This is a genomic window from Usitatibacter rugosus (assembly GCF_013003965.1).
Taxonomy (GTDB): domain Bacteria; phylum Pseudomonadota; class Gammaproteobacteria; order Burkholderiales; family Usitatibacteraceae; genus Usitatibacter; species Usitatibacter rugosus.
On sequence record NZ_CP053069.1, the window covers coordinates 735,444 to 752,090 of the forward strand.

At 68.1% G+C, this 16,647-nt stretch carries 14 protein-coding genes; 12 read left to right on the plus strand and 2 right to left on the minus strand.

The window, feature by feature from the left end:
• Positions 1-834, plus strand: a complete 834-nt coding sequence (locus DSM104443_RS03835; RefSeq protein WP_171089615.1) for a MerR family transcriptional regulator — start codon at positions 1-3, stop codon at positions 832-834.
• On the opposite strand, the gene DSM104443_RS03840 is transcribed toward DSM104443_RS03835, so the two are convergent.
• Positions 831-2,399: a polysaccharide deacetylase family protein gene (locus tag DSM104443_RS03840; RefSeq protein ID WP_171089618.1), complete on the minus strand. Its 1,569-nt coding sequence runs from the start codon at positions 2,397-2,399 to the stop codon at positions 831-833. The genes DSM104443_RS03835 and DSM104443_RS03840 overlap by 4 nt on opposite strands.
• Before the next feature lie 23 nt (positions 2,400-2,422).
• Positions 2,423-3,520 carry an ATP-binding protein gene (locus tag DSM104443_RS03845; RefSeq protein ID WP_171089620.1) on the minus strand — a complete coding sequence of 366 codons (1,098 nt, stop codon included), beginning with the start codon at positions 3,518-3,520 and terminating at the stop codon, positions 2,423-2,425.
• A 126-nt stretch (positions 3,521-3,646) separates the two neighbouring features.
• On the opposite strand from DSM104443_RS03845, the gene DSM104443_RS03850 reads away from it, so the two are divergent.
• From DSM104443_RS03850 to DSM104443_RS03900, 11 genes are all read left to right on the plus strand, one after another.
• Complete coding sequence (locus DSM104443_RS03850) at positions 3,647-4,363, plus strand: TetR/AcrR family transcriptional regulator (protein WP_171089622.1); 717 nt, start codon at positions 3,647-3,649, stop codon at positions 4,361-4,363.
• 12 nt (positions 4,364-4,375) lie between these two features.
• Positions 4,376-6,841 carry an acyl-CoA dehydrogenase gene (locus tag DSM104443_RS03855; protein WP_171089624.1) on the plus strand — a complete coding sequence of 822 codons (2,466 nt, stop codon included), beginning with the start codon at positions 4,376-4,378 and terminating at the stop codon, positions 6,839-6,841.
• A complete protein-coding gene (locus DSM104443_RS03860; RefSeq protein ID WP_171089625.1) occupies positions 6,808-8,094 on the plus strand; it encodes an acetyl-CoA C-acetyltransferase in 1,287 nt (428 codons plus the stop codon). Before DSM104443_RS03855 ends, DSM104443_RS03860 begins: the two co-directional genes overlap by 34 nt.
• Before the next feature lie 190 nt (positions 8,095-8,284).
• Positions 8,285-8,758, plus strand: coding sequence for a DUF4442 domain-containing protein (locus DSM104443_RS03865; RefSeq protein WP_171089627.1), 474 nt, complete (start codon positions 8,285-8,287; stop codon positions 8,756-8,758).
• Positions 8,758-10,776: a 3-hydroxyacyl-CoA dehydrogenase NAD-binding domain-containing protein gene (locus DSM104443_RS03870; RefSeq protein WP_171089629.1), complete on the plus strand. Its 2,019-nt coding sequence runs from the start codon at positions 8,758-8,760 to the stop codon at positions 10,774-10,776. The genes DSM104443_RS03865 and DSM104443_RS03870 overlap by 1 nt, the downstream gene beginning before the upstream one ends.
• A 153-nt stretch (positions 10,777-10,929) precedes the next feature.
• On the plus strand, positions 10,930-11,394 hold the full coding sequence (locus DSM104443_RS03875) for a hotdog fold domain-containing protein (RefSeq protein ID WP_212756925.1): 465 nt from the start codon (positions 10,930-10,932) through the stop codon (positions 11,392-11,394).
• Position 11,395: 1 nt separating this feature from the next.
• On the plus strand, positions 11,396-12,250 hold the full coding sequence (locus DSM104443_RS03880; protein WP_171089631.1) for an alpha/beta hydrolase family protein: 855 nt from the start codon (positions 11,396-11,398) through the stop codon (positions 12,248-12,250).
• The gene (locus tag DSM104443_RS03885) at positions 12,247-12,762 is read left to right on the plus strand and encodes a GNAT family N-acetyltransferase (RefSeq protein WP_171089633.1); all 516 of its coding nucleotides are present in this window, start codon (positions 12,247-12,249) and stop codon (positions 12,760-12,762) included. The genes DSM104443_RS03880 and DSM104443_RS03885 overlap by 4 nt, the downstream gene beginning before the upstream one ends.
• Entirely contained in the window at positions 12,759-13,886 is a 1,128-nt protein-coding gene (locus DSM104443_RS03890; RefSeq protein WP_171089635.1) for a YjgN family protein, read from the plus strand. Before DSM104443_RS03885 ends, DSM104443_RS03890 begins: the two co-directional genes overlap by 4 nt.
• On the plus strand, positions 13,883-14,899 hold the full coding sequence (locus DSM104443_RS03895; RefSeq protein WP_171089638.1) for a M48 family metallopeptidase: 1,017 nt from the start codon (positions 13,883-13,885) through the stop codon (positions 14,897-14,899). Before DSM104443_RS03890 ends, DSM104443_RS03895 begins: the two co-directional genes overlap by 4 nt.
• Positions 14,896-16,647 (plus strand): AMP-dependent synthetase/ligase, encoded by a 1,752-nt coding sequence (locus DSM104443_RS03900; RefSeq protein WP_171089640.1) that lies wholly within the window; start codon positions 14,896-14,898, stop codon positions 16,645-16,647. Before DSM104443_RS03895 ends, DSM104443_RS03900 begins: the two co-directional genes overlap by 4 nt.

Consider the following 16,647-nt stretch of genomic DNA (forward strand, 5'->3'; position numbering starts at 1 on the left):
GTGTTCCGGATCGGCGACTTCTCGCGCATCGCCCGCGTCTCGGCGCGGCTGCTGCGGTTCTACGAGGAGATCGGGCTCTTCGTCCCGGCCCACGCCGATCCGCACACGGGCTACCGCTACTACAAGGTCGCGCAGCTGGCCGAGCTGAACCGCATCATCGTGCTGAAGGAGCTGGGGTTCAGCCTGGACCAGGTGCGCGACATCCTGCAATCGAAGGTCGGGCCGGCGGAGCTGCGCAGCATGCTGCTCGTGCGCCGGGCAGATGCGGAGCGGGCCCTCGCCGCCGAGGCAATGCGCCTGCGGCAATTGGAAACGCGCATCGCGCAGCTGGAATCGACCGGCGCGCTCTCGGGTGAGGACGTCATCGTTCGCTCCGAGCCCGCGCGCCGATTGCTGTCCCTGCGCCGGACGGTGGCGTCGTTCGCCGCGGCGCGCTCGCTGATCGTGGAGCTGCGCGAGCAGGCCCGATCGCTCGTGCCCCGGCCCGCGAGCCGCACGCTCGTCGCGATCGCGCACTCTCCGCAGTTCGAGCACGACGAGATCGACGTCGAGTTCGGCCTCGTCCTCGATGAGGATGCGGCCGTCGATGCCGAGGGCCACGCGGCGCTCAAGGTGCGCGAGCTCGAGGCGGTGGAGCGAATGGCCGTCTGCGTTCGGGTGGGGCTTCCGGAAGATGCGCACCTCATCACGGCTCGCATCGGACGCCACCTGGAGGCGGCAGGCGATGCGCTGGCCGGCCCCGGACGCGAGTACTTCCTGCAGCCACCGGACCTCGAGCGCATGCACGAAGCCGTGGTCGAGATGCAGTTCCCGATCCGCCGCGCCGAAGCCTAGTAGCCGAGCGCCTCGAGCGTCGCCTTGCCGTAGTCGTCCTCGGGGCCCGGCGGTACCGTGCGCCCGGCGTCCTTCGCGAGCTCGACGACGATGTTGCTGCCGGCGGGCAATCCCTTCGGCTGCGTGCGATAGAGCGGATCGGCGAACGCCGTCTCCGCGTCGACAAGCGTCCAGCCCCCGGCGCGCAGCGCGGCGATCACGTCGGGCAGGAACATCGCGTTGGCGAGATTCGTGTGCAGCAGCATTACGTGGGCCGGGCTGCGGCCCAGCGTGTCGCGCGCGAGGCGGTCGGAGTACGCGGCGCGCTCCACCAGATGGCGGACGTACGCGCGGCGGAACGGATCGTTGTCGCGGTCGGCCCGCGCGCGCAGGGCCGCCTCCAGGCGCTGCGAGTAGTAGCCGTCGCCGGTCATGACGCTGATCGGAGCGCTCGCGTAGCTGTTCTTCGCCAGCCAGTCGCGGATGCCGTCGCGCTTCCCGGCCGTGGCGCCCTCGCGCAGGTAGGGAAATCGCAGCCACGGCTTGAAGCGCGGCATCGCCTTGAGCAGGCCGTCGCCGCGTGCGATGTCGGCGATGCAAGCCTCCAGCGGAAGCGTGTCGAAGTCGGTGTGCGAATAGGTGTGGTTGCCGATCGAGTGCCCGGCCTCGCCCCACGCGCGGACGAGCGCCAGGCCGTCGGGCGAATCGACGAAGCGCCCCGCGGGGAAGAGGGCGGCCTTGATGCCCGCGGCCTCCAGCGCGCGCAGCATGCGTGTGTTCCACACGCCCGCTTCCGGCTGCGTTCGCGGATCGAAGCCGTCGTCGAACGAGAATGCGATCGTCTTGGCCTGGACGGCCGGCTTGCCCTCGCCCGTAGCCGCGTCGATCCAGGCTGCATACGCCGAGACGCGCGCGAAGATCTGCCAGTCCCCGATGTTGCCGGCGATGCCGTCGTTGTTGGCGTCGTCGGTGAGGGTCGCGATTCCCGCGACGAAGATCCCGCCTTCCTTCGTTTCGAAGAAGGCCGCAGCGCCGCGTTCGTCGGCTGCGAATGCGCCCTGCAGGTCCGAGGCGTCGTCGGCGGGCTTCAGGCGAACGGCAAAGGTGCGCAAGCCCACGCGATCCACGGTGTTGATCGCCGCGCGTCCTTGCCGTGCGGGATTCGCCTTCACCCCCTTGTCGCCCACGCGCCCCGTCGACCCGTGGCCGACAATGCGGACCGTCTTCCCGCCCTCGTCCGCTTCGCGATGGATCGGCGTGGGCTCGAGCTCTTCGACGGGCTCGCGCAGCTGCAGCAGCGCGAGATCGGCCTGGATGCGCACCTCGACGATTTCGCGCGGCTTGCCGGCGATGACGGGCCGCGCGCGCGGTTGTTGCGCATCGAGCGCGCGTGCGACGTTCGCCGAGGTGAGGATCCAGCGCGGGGCGATCAGCGCCCCCTCGCCGACGGGGAGTGCCACGGCCGATTCGTAGCGCGTCGCGAGCTCGAGGTATTCGCCGTCCTCGCGGTCGGGCCGCACGAGGATCGCGTGGGCGGTCGTGGCGAGGAGCAGGGCGGCCACGAAGCCCGTGAGGCGGGAAAACATGGCGGGCAGTTTAACCGACGCCTTCAATCCTCCGTGCGCAGGAACCGGTCCCACAGCGGGCGCATCTGGCGGCGGAACTCGGCGAAGGAGGCCACCTGCGCCTCGGCCACCCGTTTCGCCTCGGCGCGCCACTGGCGGCCGCGCAGCGTGTCGCCGCGTGCTTCGCACAGGCGTCCCATGGCGACACGCGCATCCACGGACACTTCGTCGTTGTCGATCGCGTCGGCCTCGTCGATGGCTTCCTTCAGCAGGCGCTCGGCCGCCGTCCAGTTCTCCAGCGCGCGCTCGCATTCCGCGCGCCACAGCGCGAGCGATGCGACGATCGGCTTCGGGTCACCCGGCTGCTGCAGGGCCTGCGCGGCCATCACGCGCTTCAGGGACTCGGGGACGCGCTCCAGCATCAGCAGGCACTCGGCCCACGCGCCCTGGATGATCGCGTCGTCCAGCCGGGATTGCCCGATGCCGAGCGCGACGCCGTACCAGCGGGCGGCGCGGCGCCACGACCTCCGCGCGGCCTCGGTCTCGCGCGCCGCGAGCTGCGCGTGGCCCTGCTTGCGCAGCGTGTGGCCGGTGTTGGACGACGACTTCTTCATGCGCACGGTATCGCCGGCCTTCCGATAGCTTCGGCGCGCGCGGGCGAGCTCGGCCAGCGCCTCGTCGAAACGGCCCGCCTCGGCGAGCGCGAAGGCGAGGGTGCTGCGCGCCGTGGCTTCGAGCGTCGATTCGCGGTCCCGGGCCGCGTAGTGGATCGCGCGCCGAGCCGCCTCTTCCGCGCGCTTGTAGTCGCGCACCGAGAAGAACGCGAGCGCAACGCCGGAGAACGCATGCGAGCGGCCTTCGAGGTCGTTCACGCGATAGGTCGCGCAGGCATCGATGCCGTTGGCCACGGCCGACACATAGTCGCCGCGCTGGTAGTGGGAGGTGGTCGCGAGCAGCAAGGCCTCCGCCTCGGCGCGCGGGTCCTTCAGCCGGCGGGCGAGGCGGATCGCCTGTCCCGCCGCCTTCAGCGACTCGCGCGAGTCGAATCCGGCCGTGAACTGGCGGGCCCGCGCGAGGGCCTCGGCGAGCTGCGCGCGCTCGGCGTTTTCGGCGTCCCGGGAGTCTCGGAGGCTGGGGGTCACACCCCCACTTTAGGCCGGCGGGGATCGGGTCCGTTATGACGCGCGTCACGTTGACAGGGGAGGCGGGCGCGGCCTACGATGATTCAAACGAGCGTTTGAATCGAGCGTTTGACCCTGGAGCTGCGCATGCCTTCCTCCCGCCCCGCCCGCAAGGCGGCGCCCGTCGACACCACCTCGCAGGACACCAAGTCGCGCATCATCGACGCGGCCGAGAGCCTCTTCATGGAGCACGGCTTCGAGGCCACGAGCCTGCGCAGCCTCACCTCGGCGGCGAGCGTGAACCTCGCCGCGGTGAACTACCACTTCGGGTCGAAGGAAGAGCTGTTCCAGGCGGTTCTCACGCGCCGCCTCGACCCCATGAACCAGGAGCGCATCGACCTCCTCACGCGCTTCGAGAAGGACGCGGGCGAGAAGCCCGTCTCTTGCGAGAAGCTGATCTCCGCCATGCTGATCCCGGCGCTGCGCCTCGCGCGGGACGAGAAGCGCGGCGGCAAGCATTTCCTCCGCCTGCTCGGGCGCGCGTACGCCGATCCCGCGCCGTTCATCCGCCATTTCCTCTCGGCCAACTACGCGGAGATGATCGCGCGCTTCAAGGACGCGTTCCTGAAGGCGCTGCCGCACCTCACCCGCCAGGAGCTCACGTGGCGCCTGCACTTCGTGATGGGGGCGTTGTCATACACGGTCTCCGGAACGGACGCGTTGAAGCTCCTCCAGCAAGCCATGCCCCACGAACGCGACAACGACGAGCTGCTGATCCAGCGGCTGGCCCCCTTCCTCGTAGCCGGCCTCAAGGCCCCGGCCGTCGGCGACACGCGCAAGCTCGAGCTCGTCTCGGGCGACTAAGGAGATACACCGATGATTCCCATCCTCGCCACCCTCGCCGGCGTCATCGCCGTCGCGTGGATCCTCGCGTACCACCGCGCCAACGGCATCGCCTGGACGCTCGGCCTCGCCGCGTTCGCCGCGTACCTCACGTGGTTCACGTCGGTGCCGCTCGGCACGCTCGGCATCGTATGGGCCGCCGTCGCGATCTTCGCGCTGCTCTCGACGGTGAAGCCGATCCGCCGCGCGATCGTCACGCGCCCGATCTTCGGCATCTACAAGAAGGTCCTTCCGCAGATCTCCCAGACGGAGCAGGAAGCGCTCGACGCCGGCAGCATCTGGTGGGACGCGGACCTGTTCACCGGGAAACCGGATTGGGCGAAGCTCCTCGCCTACCCGGTGCCCAGGCTTTCCGCGGAAGAGCAGGCGTTCATCGACGGGCCCGTCGAGGAGCTCTGCGGCATGCTCGACGAGTACCGCGTGCACGAGAACATGGACCTCTCGCCCGAGGAGTGGAAGTTCATCCGCGACAAGGGCTTCCTCGGGATCATCATCCCGAAGAGCTACGGTGGGCTGGGCTTCTCCGCGTTCGCGCACTCCGAGATCGTCACCAAGATCTCCACGCGCAGCGGTGCCGCCGCCGTCACCGTGATGGTCCCCAACTCGCTCGGCCCCGCCGAGCTGCTGATCCACTACGGGACCGAGGCGCAGAAGAACCACTACCTGCCGCGCCTCGCGAAGGGCCAGGAGATTCCCTGCTTCGCGCTCACCAACCCGGAAGCCGGCTCGGACGCGGGCGCCATTCCCGACAAGGGCATCGTCTGCAAGGGCATGCACGAGGGCAAGGAAGTCATCGGCATCCGCATGACGTGGGACAAGCGCTACATCACGCTCGCCCCCGTCGCGACGATCCTCGGCCTCGCCTTCAAGCTCTTCGACCCGGAAAAGCTCCTCGGCGGCGAGGAGGAGCTCGGGATCACGCTGGCACTCGTGCCGACGTCGCACAAGGGCGTGGAGATCGGACGGCGCCACCTGCCGCTCGGCAGCGCGTTCATGAACGGCCCGACGCACGGCAAGGACGTCTTCATTCCGATGGACTGGATCATCGGTGGGCAGCCGATGGTGGGCAAGGGCTGGCGCATGCTGGTCGAGTGCCTCGCCGCGGGCCGCTCGATCTCGCTGCCGTCGCTCTCGATGGCCGCCGGCAAGCTGGGCTCGCGCGCCTCCGGCGCCTATGCCCGCGTGCGCTCGCAGTTCAAGACGCCCATCGGCAAGTTCGAGGGCATCGAGGAGCCGCTCGCCCGCATCGGCGGCTACACGTACATGATGGACGGCACGCGCAGGATGACGATGGCGGCGCTGGATCTCGGCGAGAAGCCCAGCGTGATCTCGGCGATCTGCAAGTACCACATGACCGAGCGCATGCGCACGATCCTGAACGACGCCATGGACATCCACGGCGGCAAGGGGATCATGCTCGGCAAGAACAACTACCTGGGCCGCGCCTACCAGACGATCCCCATCGCCATCACGGTGGAAGGCGCCAACATCCTCACGCGCTCGCTGATCATCTTCGGCCAGGGCGCCATCCGCTGCCATCCCTTCGTGCTGAAGGAGATCCGCGCGGCGAGCGAGAACAACCTCGTCACGTTCGATGCGGCACTCTTCGGCCATTTCTCGTTCACGCTCTCCAATGCGGCGCGCTCCCTGTGGCTCGGCATCACCGGCGCCAAGGGCGTGTCGGTCCCGGGCTCTCCGGAGACGAAGCGCTACCTGCAGATGATGACGCGCTTCTCCTCGGCCTTTGCGCTGCTCGCGGATACGTCGATGTTCGTGCTGGGCGGGAACCTGAAGCGCAAGGAAAAGATCTCCGGGCGCCTGGGCGACATCCTCTCGATGCTCTACATGGCCTCGGCCACCATCAAGCGCTTCCACGACGAGGGCCGCCAGAAGGACGACATCGCGCTGCTCACCTGGAGCGTGAACGACGCATTCTTCAAGATGCAGGTGGCGATGGACGGCGTGCTCGCGAACTTCCCCAACCGCTTCATCGCGGGGGTGCTTCGCTTCCTCGTGTTCCCGAAGGGCCTCACGCTCACGGCGCCGTACGACAAGTGGGGCTCGCGCGTGGCGCAGATCCTCATCACGCCGGGCGCGGCACGCGACCGCCTTACCGCGGGCGCCTACATCCCGCGCGACGAGAACGACGTCGTGGGCCGCCTCGAGTTCGCGATGGAAGCGGTGATCAAGGCCGATCCGATCGAGCACAAGATCCGGGCCGCGCAGAAGGAAGGCAAGCTCCCGCAGCGCAGCGTGGCCGAGCGCCGCCTGGCCGCGCTGAACCAGGGGCTCGTCACGAAGGAGGAGTACGAGCACCTCCTGTACACCGATCGCCTGCGCCACGACGTCGTCAAGGTGGATGACCATCCCTTCGACCTCGCGCGCCACTCCCCGGAGGAAACGCAATGGCAGCCCCCGAAAACCGCCGCGTCCATGTAGTCGACGGCGCGCGCACGCCGTTCCTGCGCGCGAAGACGGGCCTCGGCCCCTTCACGGGTTCCGACCTCGCCGTCGCCGCGGCACGCCCGCTGGTCGCGCGCCAGCCGTTCGAGGCCACCGCGTTCGACGAGGTGATCGTCGGCGCTGCCATGCCCTCGGCCGACGAGGCGAACATCGGCCGCGTGGTCAGCCTTCGCGTCGGCTGCGGCGAGAAGGTCCCGGCGTGGACCGTGATGCGCAACTGCGCCTCCGGCCTGCAGGCGATCGACACCGCGTACCTGAACATCCTCGCCGGCCGCTCGAGCCTCGTGCTCGCCGGTGGCACCGACGCGATGAGCCACGCGCCGCTGCTCTACGGGCCGGTCATGGTGAACTGGCTCGCGCAGTGGTACGCGGCCAAGTCCTTCGGCCAGAAGGCCGCGCTCGCGACGAGGTTCCGCCTCTCGCAGCTGGCCCCCGTGATCGCCATCCTGCGAGGCCTCACCGACCCGGTGGTGAAGCTCTCGATGGGCTCCACCGCCGAGATCGTCGCCAAGCGCTTCGGCATCACGCGCCCGATGATGGATGCGTACGCGGTCGAATCGCACCGCCGCCTCGCCTTCGCCCAGGACAATGGGTACCTGAAGGAGATCGAGCCTCTCTACGACGGCGACGGTACCGTGTACGCGGCCGATGACGGCCTGCGCCGCGACTCCAGCGTCGAGAAGCTCGCGAAGCTGAAACCCGTGTTCGACAAGACCTACGGCAACGTGACGGCGGGCAACAGCTCGCAGATCACCGACGGCGCGGCCATGCTCGTGATTGCTTCCGAGGACGTGGTGCGCGAATACAACCTGAAGCCGCTGGGCACGATCGTCGATTCCCATTGGGGCGCGCTCGATCCCGCCGAGATGGGCCTCGGCCCGGTGCATGCGATCACGCCGCTGCTGCAGAGGAATCACCTGAAGCTCGAGGACATGGACGCTATCGAGATCAACGAGGCCTTCGCCGCCCAGGTGCTGGGCTGCGTGGAAGCCTTCGCCGATCCCGCGTACATGAAGGAGCACTTCGGCGGCAGCGTGGGGCAGGTGGACCGTGCCAAGCTGAACGTCGACGGTGGCGCCATCGCGCTGGGCCATCCGATCGGTGCCTCGGGCGCCCGTGTCGTGTTGCATGCGCTGAAGGTGCTGGAGAGGACTGGAGGGAAGAGGGCGGTTGCTTCTCTCTGCATTGGCGGCGGGCAGGGTGGGGCGATGCTGCTGGAGAGAGCGTAGGTAGATAGGCCGAATTGAAAAGGGAAGGAAGGGAAGGAAAAGCGGAGGAGGGGAAGGAAAGCAAAGGCAGGAGTCAGGTCGTCACGAATCCCGGCGCCAATCGAGTTCACAACATCCATTCCCTGCTTTCCTTCCCCTCCTCCGCTTTTCCTTCCCTTCCTTCCCCTAAAAAACAACGGTTCCATTTTCGATGTCCCAGGGATTCCTCTCGAAGCTCACCTTCGGCCCGCGCCGCATGCGCTGGCTCTTCAACCTCTGGCCGCCATTCCGCGGAATGGGAGTCAAGGTCCGCGAGATTTCCCCCGATTTCCGCCACGCGATCGTGGAGCTGCGCATGCGGCTCCTCAATCGCAACTACGTCGGCTCGCACTTCGGCGGCTCGATCTACGCCATGACCGATCCGTTCTACATGGTCATGATGATGAACAACCTCGGGCGCGACTACGTGGTCTGGGACAAGATGGGCACGGTGAAGTACCTGAAGCCCGGCCACGGCACGCTCACCGCGGAGTTCGTCGTCACGCAAGCGATGGTGGACGAGGCGATCGCGAGCACGGCCGAAGGGGCCAAGTTCGAGCCCACGTACGCGGTGGAACTGAAGGATCGCGAAGGGGCGGTCGTCGCCACCGTCGAGAAGACGCTCTACATCCGGAAGAAAAAATAATGCAGCTCACGCACTGGAAGCTCGACGTCGACGCGGACAACCTGGCCTGGCTCTGGTTCGATCGCGCCGACAGCGCCACCAACACGTTTTCCACCGAGGCGCTGCTGGAGCTGCGCAAGATGTGCGAGCACCTGCGCTCGATGGCGCCCAAGGGCCTCGCCATCCTCTCGGCCAAGGAGAACGGCTTCGCCGCCGGGGCGGACATCGACGAGTTCACGCGCCTGAAGGACGCGGAGGAGGCCCAGCGCTTCCTCGTGCTCGGCAACGAGGTGTTCGACCAGGTCGAGGCCCTGCCCTTCCCGACGCTCGCGATGATCCATGGCTTCTGCATGGGCGGCGGCACGGAGCTGGCGCTCGCCTGCAAGTACCGCATCGCCGACGACGGTCCCAAGACCAAGATGGCCCTGCCGGAAGTGATGATCGGCATCGTGCCGGGCTGGGGCGGCGCCAAGCGCATGCCCAGGCTGATCGGTGCCGCCGCGGCGCTGGACCTCATGCTCACGGGCCGCGGCGTCGACGGCCGCAAGGCGAAGAAGCTGGGCCTCGTGGATGCCGTGACGCCCAAGCGCCATTTCCCGAACGCCGTGCGCCAGTTCCTCCTGGCCCCACCCTCGGTGCACAAGCCGGCGTTCATGGCCGCGGTGACCGACTGGCCCGGCGTGCGCAATCTCGTCGCGAAGATGTCGCTCAAAGAGGTCGCGAAGAAAGCGCGCCGCGATCATTACCCCGCGCCCTATGCGATCGTCGAGCTGTGGCGCGATTTCGGCGGGGACGTGCGCAACGTCCCGCGCGAGCATCCCGCGTCGATGCAGAGCCTCTTCAAGCACCCGACGACCGCCAACCTCATCCGTCTCTTCAAGCTGCAGGATCGCCTGAAGGCGCTCGGCAAATCGGACCTGCCTCCGATTCGCCACCTGCATGTGATCGGCGCCGGCGCGATGGGCGGCGACATCGCGGCGTGGGCTTCGCTTCGCGGAGTCACCGTCACGCTGCAGGACCTGGCGCCCGAGCGCATTGCGCCCGCGATCAAGAGAGCCCACGAGCTCTACACCAAGCGCCTGAAGCTGCCGCACCTGATCCAGGCCGCGATGGACCGGTTGATCCCCGACGTCGCGGGCTCCGGCGTCGCGAAGGCCGACCTCATCATCGAGGCGATCGTCGAGAACGCCGAGGTGAAGAAGAAGCTCTTCGCGCAGGTGGAGCCGAAGATGAAGGCCGGCGCGATCCTGGCTTCCAACACCTCGAGCATCCCGCTGCAGGAGCTCTTCGACGCGTTGAAGCGTCCCGAGCGTCTCGTGGGCCTGCACTTCTTCAATCCCGTCGCGCAGATGATGCTGGTGGAGATCGTCGAGAGCCCGCGCACGCCGCAGCACGTGATGCTGGCCGGCCAGGCGTTCGCGAAGCAGATCGACAAGCTGCCTCTGCCCTGCAAGTCGGCTCCCGGCTTCCTCGTGAATCGCGTGCTCACGCCCTATCTCAACGAGGCGATGCTGATGGTGGACGAAGGCATTCCGCCCGAGACCATCGATGCCGCCGCGAAGGATTTCGGCATGCCGATGGGGCCGATCGAGCTCGCCGACATGGTCGGCCTCGACGTGGGCTGGGCCGTCGGCCAGGAGCTCGCGAAGCCGGGCGCCATCGTGCCGAAGAAGCTGAAGGCGCTCGTGGACGGCAAGCGCTTCGGCAAGAAATCGGGCGAGGGCTTCTACAAGTGGGTGAACGGCAAGCCGGTGAAATCCTCGCCGGGCCCGGGCAGCGTGGACCTGAAGGCGCTCGCCGACCGCATGGTGCTGCCGATGCTGAACGAGGCGGTCGCGTGCGTGCGCGAGAAGATCGTGGCGGACGCGGATCTCTGCGATGCCGGCATCGTCTTCGGTACCGGCTTCGCGCCGCATCGCGGCGGGCCGATCCAGTACATCCGGCAGCGCGGGAAGCCGGAGCTGCTGGCGATCCTCGAAGAACTCCGCAAACACCACGGTGAACGCTTCACCGCTGACGCGGGCTGGCAGCTCATTTAGAGAACTAGTGCGAAAGGCTCCCTCCGCAGATAAACACAGATAAACGCGGATAAACCTTGCAGGGCCAAACCCCAAAATTGCGGTTCGCGTCCATCTGCGTTTATCTGTGTTTATCTGCGGAGGGAGCCTTTCGCCTTGGCACGGGAGCAACAGGTGAATAGAGCGCTAGCGGCGTGGCAGCGGATGGAGGGCAAGCCCTTCGGCAAGGCACTCTTCTCGAGAGTGATCTGCTGGAAGGCGCCGTACTTCGGCTCGATCTCGCCGCGCATCGAGGAATTCCGTCCGGGCTTCGCGCGCGTCTCGATGAAGAAGCGCCGTGCGGTGCAGAACCATATCGGCACGGTGCACGCGATCGCGATGTGCAACCTGGCCGAGATGGCCGCGGGCACGCTGACGGAGATCTCGATCCCGGCGTCGATGCGCTGGCTGCCGAAGGGCATGCAGGTCGAGTACCTGAAGAAGGCCGAGACCGACGTCGAAGCGCACGCGACCGTGGGCGCGGTGACGGAAGGCGCGTCGCAGGACGTGCCGGTCACGGTGGAGGTGAAGAACCGCGCCGGCGAGACGGTCGTCCGCGCCGTGATCACGATGTGGGTCACGCCCCGCAAGAAATCCTGAGATGGAAGAGCAGCGCGGCACCGCCGCCGCGGCGGACGGCCACGAGCTCGCGGTCACTCGCTTCGCGGCACAGGAGCCCGCGTTCGCCAGCGTGCTCATCGCGGGCGCGATGGGCGTGCGCCAGGACTTCTACGCCCCGCTCGCCCGATTCCTCGCCGCGAATGGCATGCACGTCCTCACCTTCGACTACCGCGGCATGGGATGGTCGAGGCGGCGGCCGATGCGCGGCTTCGAAGCCGACATCTCGCTCTGGGTCGAACGCGACGTCGCGGCGATGCTCGCCGAGGCCCGCCAAGCCGCGCCCGCGTTGCCACTGTGCGTGCTGGGCCACAGCCTGGGCGGCCAGATCCTCGGCGTCACGCCGGGTGCCGAGGGCGTGCGCGCGGCGGTGACCGTCTGCGCGGGCAGCGGTTACTATCGCTACAACGATCGCATCCCGCTCCAGGTCCGGTTGCTCTGGTTCGTGTTCATGCCGCTCCTCATTCCGATCTTCGGCTACTTTCCGGGCAAGGCCCTGCGCGTGGTCGGCGACCTCCCGCGCGGCGTCGCGACGCAGTGGCGCAAGTGGTGCCTGCACCCGGACTACATCGCGAGCGAATCGGCCGCGTATCGCGAGGCGTTCCTGCGCGTGAAGGCGCCGTTACTCGGGTACTCGTTCGAGGACGACGAGCTGATCACGAAGCCCGCCATCGACAACCTGCACGGCCTCTACGCCAACGCGGCGCTCGAGCGCCGCCACCTGCGTCCGTCCGACGTGGCGCGTCTCGCCGTCGGGCACTTCGGCTACTTTTCCGAGCGCAGCCGCGACACGCTGTGGCAGGACACGCTCGCCTGGCTCCGGACGAAAGTGCGATGAAGCTGCGCGAGGCCACCGCGGCCGACATCGAGGCCATCGCCGCGATCTACGGCCACCATGTGCGCACCGGGCTTGCGTCCTTCGAGATCGACGCGCCGGATGCGGCCGAGATGCAGCGCCGCTTCGAGGCGCTCCGCGCGAAGGGCTTCCCGTATCTCGTGGCGGAAGCCGACGGCGCCATCGCCGGCTACGCCTATGCCAGCCTCTACCGCGAGCGTTTCGCCTATCGATTCACGTGCGAGGACTCGGTCTATGTCGACGCGCGTTTCGCCGGCCGGGGCATCGGGCGCGCGCTTCTCGAAGCGCTCGTGGAGGCGTGCGCACAGCGCGGGTACCGCCAGATGATCGCGGTGATCGGCGACAGCGCGAACGCCGCCTCCATCGCCGTGCATCGCGCCTGCGGCTTCGAGCTCACCGGGACGTTCCGCTCGATCGGATTCAAGCACGGCCGCTGGGTGGACACCGTGCTCATGCAGCGTACGATGGGCGAAGGCGATCGCACGCCGCCATGACACCGGACACGGCCACCCCCTCCCTCCCTCCCACGCCGCCGTCGCGGCGCGCGGAATTCCGTTTCGACGGCGATGCGCGGGAGTACTTCCGCATCTGGATCGTGAATCTCTTCCTCTCGGTGGTGACGCTCGGGATCTATTCGGCGTGGGCGAAGGTCCGCAAGAAGCGCTACTTCGCGGGCAACACCTGGGTCGCCGGTGCGAACTTCGACTATCACGGCAACCCGGTCTCGATCCTGAAAGGCCGCGCCATCGCGGTCGCCACGTTCATCGTGTATTCCGTGGTGGACAACTTCTTTCCCAAGGTGGGCTACGCGCTGTTGCTGGCGCTGGTCTTCGCGGCGCCGTGGCTGGTGGTGCGCACGCTCCAGTTCAACGCGGCGAACACGAGCCACCGCAACGTGCGCTTCCATTTCCACGGCCGGTATCCCGAAGCGCTGGCGGCCATCGCCCCGCTGATCGTGTGGCCGCTGATCGGGATCGCCGTCGGATGGAACATGTCCTCCCTTCCTGCCTCGGGTACCGAGTTCTTCATCCTCAGCATGCCCTTCATCGCCTTCGCGGCCGTGTATCCGCGCGTGGTGGGCGCGCTCAAGCTCTTCCACGTGCGTCACGCCGCGTTCGGTGAGGCGCGCTTCGCGCTGGACCTCCCGATGGGCGACTTCTACCGCATCTACATCGCGGCGGCGGTGGGCGCGTTCGGCCTCTTGATCGTCGGCATGGTCCCGATCGCACTGATGGCCTCGCTCTCGCCGCTCCCCGGGCTGATGGTGGCGTGGCAGGCCGTCTACCTCGGGGTTGCCGCGGTGTTCTTGGCGTATACGCGGTCCCACGTCGCGAACCTCGTGTTCAACCAGGCGCGGATGCAGGGGGGCGTGCGATTCGTGAGCACGCTCACGACCTCGCGGCTGGCGAAGATCTACTTCGGCAACCTGCTCGCGATCGCCGTCTCCTTCGGCCTGCTCGTGCCGTGGGCCGTGATCCGCACCGCGCGCTATCGCGCCTCGTGCCTCGCCCTCGAAAGCGACGGGGAGATGGACGGCGTGCTGGCCGGCGTCTCCGAGAACGTCGGCGCCGCCGGCGACGAGATGGGCGAGCTCTTCGACGTGGACGTCTCGCTGTGAGCGCCTTCGACGCCGACTACTTCGACGGCCGCTCGTCGCGCCGCCACCCGGTTCGCGCCGAAGCGACGGGCGGTCTCCTTCGTGTCGCGGGCGAGAGCATCGCCCTGGAGGCCGCGCTGCCGGACCTGCGCTTCCTGCCCCGCGTGGGCGGCACGCCGCTGCGGATCGCGCTGCCGGACGGCGGCCTGCTGGTCGCGACGGATTTCAACGCGGTCGATGCGGCGGTGGGCGTTCCGCTCGAGACCGACCTTGCGCACCGGATGGAGTCGCACGCGCGCATCGTCGCGGCGGCGCTCGCCTTCATCGTGGGGCTGGGCGTCTTCGGGTACTACTACGGCATTCCCTGGGCCGCGGACCGCATTGCCGATCGCCTGCCCTACGAGGCCGAAACCGCCCTCTCCGGAGATTTCATGGATGCGATCGACCGGGCCTTCTTCGAGCCGAGCAAGCTCGAAGCGGCACGCCGCGAAGACCTCAAGGCGGACTTCCAGGCGCTCGTGGCGGCTTCGGGGCTGCCCGCTTCGACGCGCGTGGAATTCCGCGTGAGCAAGTTGCTGGGCGCCAACGCGGTCGCGATCCCCGGCGGCACGGTGATCATGACCGATGCCCTCGTGAAGCCGATGACCGACGCGGAGGTCGTGGGTGTCATGGCCCACGAGCTGGGCCACCTCAAGCGCCGCCACGGATTGCGCGTGGTGATCGGCGGATCGCTCTACGCCGTGCTGTCGTTCACCTTCCTGGGCGACGCGGGTGCGCTCGCTTCGCTCGCGAGCACGGCCCCGCAGATCATCGTGCAGTCGGGGTACTCGCGCGACTACGAGCGCGAGGCGGACGCCTACGCGGTCGACCTGCTGCGCGCCGCCGGCCGTCCTCCGGGGGACTACGCCGCGGCCCTCGAGGCGCTTTCGCGGATCGTCCACAAGGACGGCGAGCGCCGCGGCTCCGAGTGGACCTACCTGTCCTCCCATCCGGACCTCGCGGAACGGATCGAGCGCGCACGGGAGGCGAAATGAGCGTCCGCATGCCGCATCCGGTCCCCGTCGAACCGGCCGACACGATCGCCGATGTCTTCGCGCGCCGCGTCGCGCTGACGCCCGGTGCGTTCGCCTACCGGGAGTACGACCCCTCGATCCAGACCTGGCGCGGCCACAAGTGGTCCGAGATCGCCCGCGACGCCGGGCGCGTCCGCGCGGCGCTGCTCGCCGAAGGCCTCCAGGCCGGCGACCGCGTGGCGATCATGCTTCGCAACTGCTGCGACTGGGTGGCGTTCGACCAGGGTGCGCACGCCGAAGGCATCGTCGTGGTGCCGCTCTACGTCGAGGACCGGCCGGAGAACTTCGCCTACATCCTCGACAACGCGGGCGTCCAGGTGATCCTCGTGGAGGGCGAAGAGCACGTGAAGCGCCTTCGCGAGGTCGCCACGAGCACGCCGACGCTGAAGCGCATCGTCACCGTGAAGGACGTGAGTGGGGACGATCCTCGCGTGCGTTCGCTCGCGCAGTGGCTCCCCGCAGAGCCTTCGACGGCGCCACCCGTGCGAGTAGGTGGCAACACGCTGGCCACCATCGTCTACACCTCGGGCACCACCGGCAAGCCGAAGGGCGTGATGCTCTCGCACCAGAACATGCTGCAGAACGTGAAGTCCGCGCTCGGCGCCTACCAGGTCTATACGAGCGACGTGTTCCTCTCGTTCCTCCCGCTGTCTCACATGTTCGAGCGCACGGTGGGTTATTACCTCACGATGACCGCGGGTGCCCTCGTGACGTTCGCGCGCTCCACGCAGCAGCTCACGGAAGACTTCAAGACGGCCCGGCCCACGGTGATCGTCTCCGTGCCGCGCATCTTCGAGCGCCTGCACGCGGGCGTGCACGCGAGCCTCTCCGATGCCTCGCCGATGAAGAAGCGGCTCTTCGAGCTCACGCATCGCACCGGCTGGGCGATCTTCGAGTGGCGCCAGGGCCGCGGCGCGTTCTACCCGAGCTTCCTGCTGTGGCCGCTGCTCAAGTCGCTGGTGGCGTCGAAGCTGCTCGACCGCATGGGCGGAAGGCTGCGCCTGTGCATCAGCGGCGGTGCGGCGCTGAACCCGAGCATCTCGCACACCTTCATCGGGCTGGGCCTGCCGATCTGCCAGGGCTACGGGCTCACCGAGGCGGCGCCGATCATCAGCGGCAACCGCCTCGAGAAGAACGATCCCACGAGCATCGGCAGCCCGCTGCCGGGCGTGGAGATCGCGTTCGACGAGGCCGGGGCGCTGCTCGCGAAAGGCCCCAACATCATGCTGGGCTACTGGAAGAACGAGGAGGCGACGGCGAAGGTGCTGAACGCCTCGGGCTGGCTCAACACCGGCGACCGCGCGCGGATCGAGAACGGCTTCCTCTACATCACCGGGCGCATCAAGGAGATCATCGTGCTCGGCAACGGCGAGAAGGTGCCGCCCGTGGACATGGAGCTCGCCGTCCAGCTGGACCCGCTCTTCGAGCAGGTGATGATCGTCGGGGAGGGCAAGCCCTACCTCGGAGCGCTCGTCGTCCTCAGCAAGGAAGCGGCCGCGAAGGGCCCGGTCGACGAGAAGGCGCTCACCGCCCGCGTCGGCGCGCTCGTGAAAGGCTTTCCCGGCTACGCGCAGATTCGCCGCATCGCCATCGTTCCCGAGCGCTGGACGGTGGAAAACGGCATGCTCACGCCCACGCTGAAGCTGAAGCGCGGCCCCATCGGCGAAAAGCACCAGGACCTGATCGACCAGATCTACAAAGGCCACTAA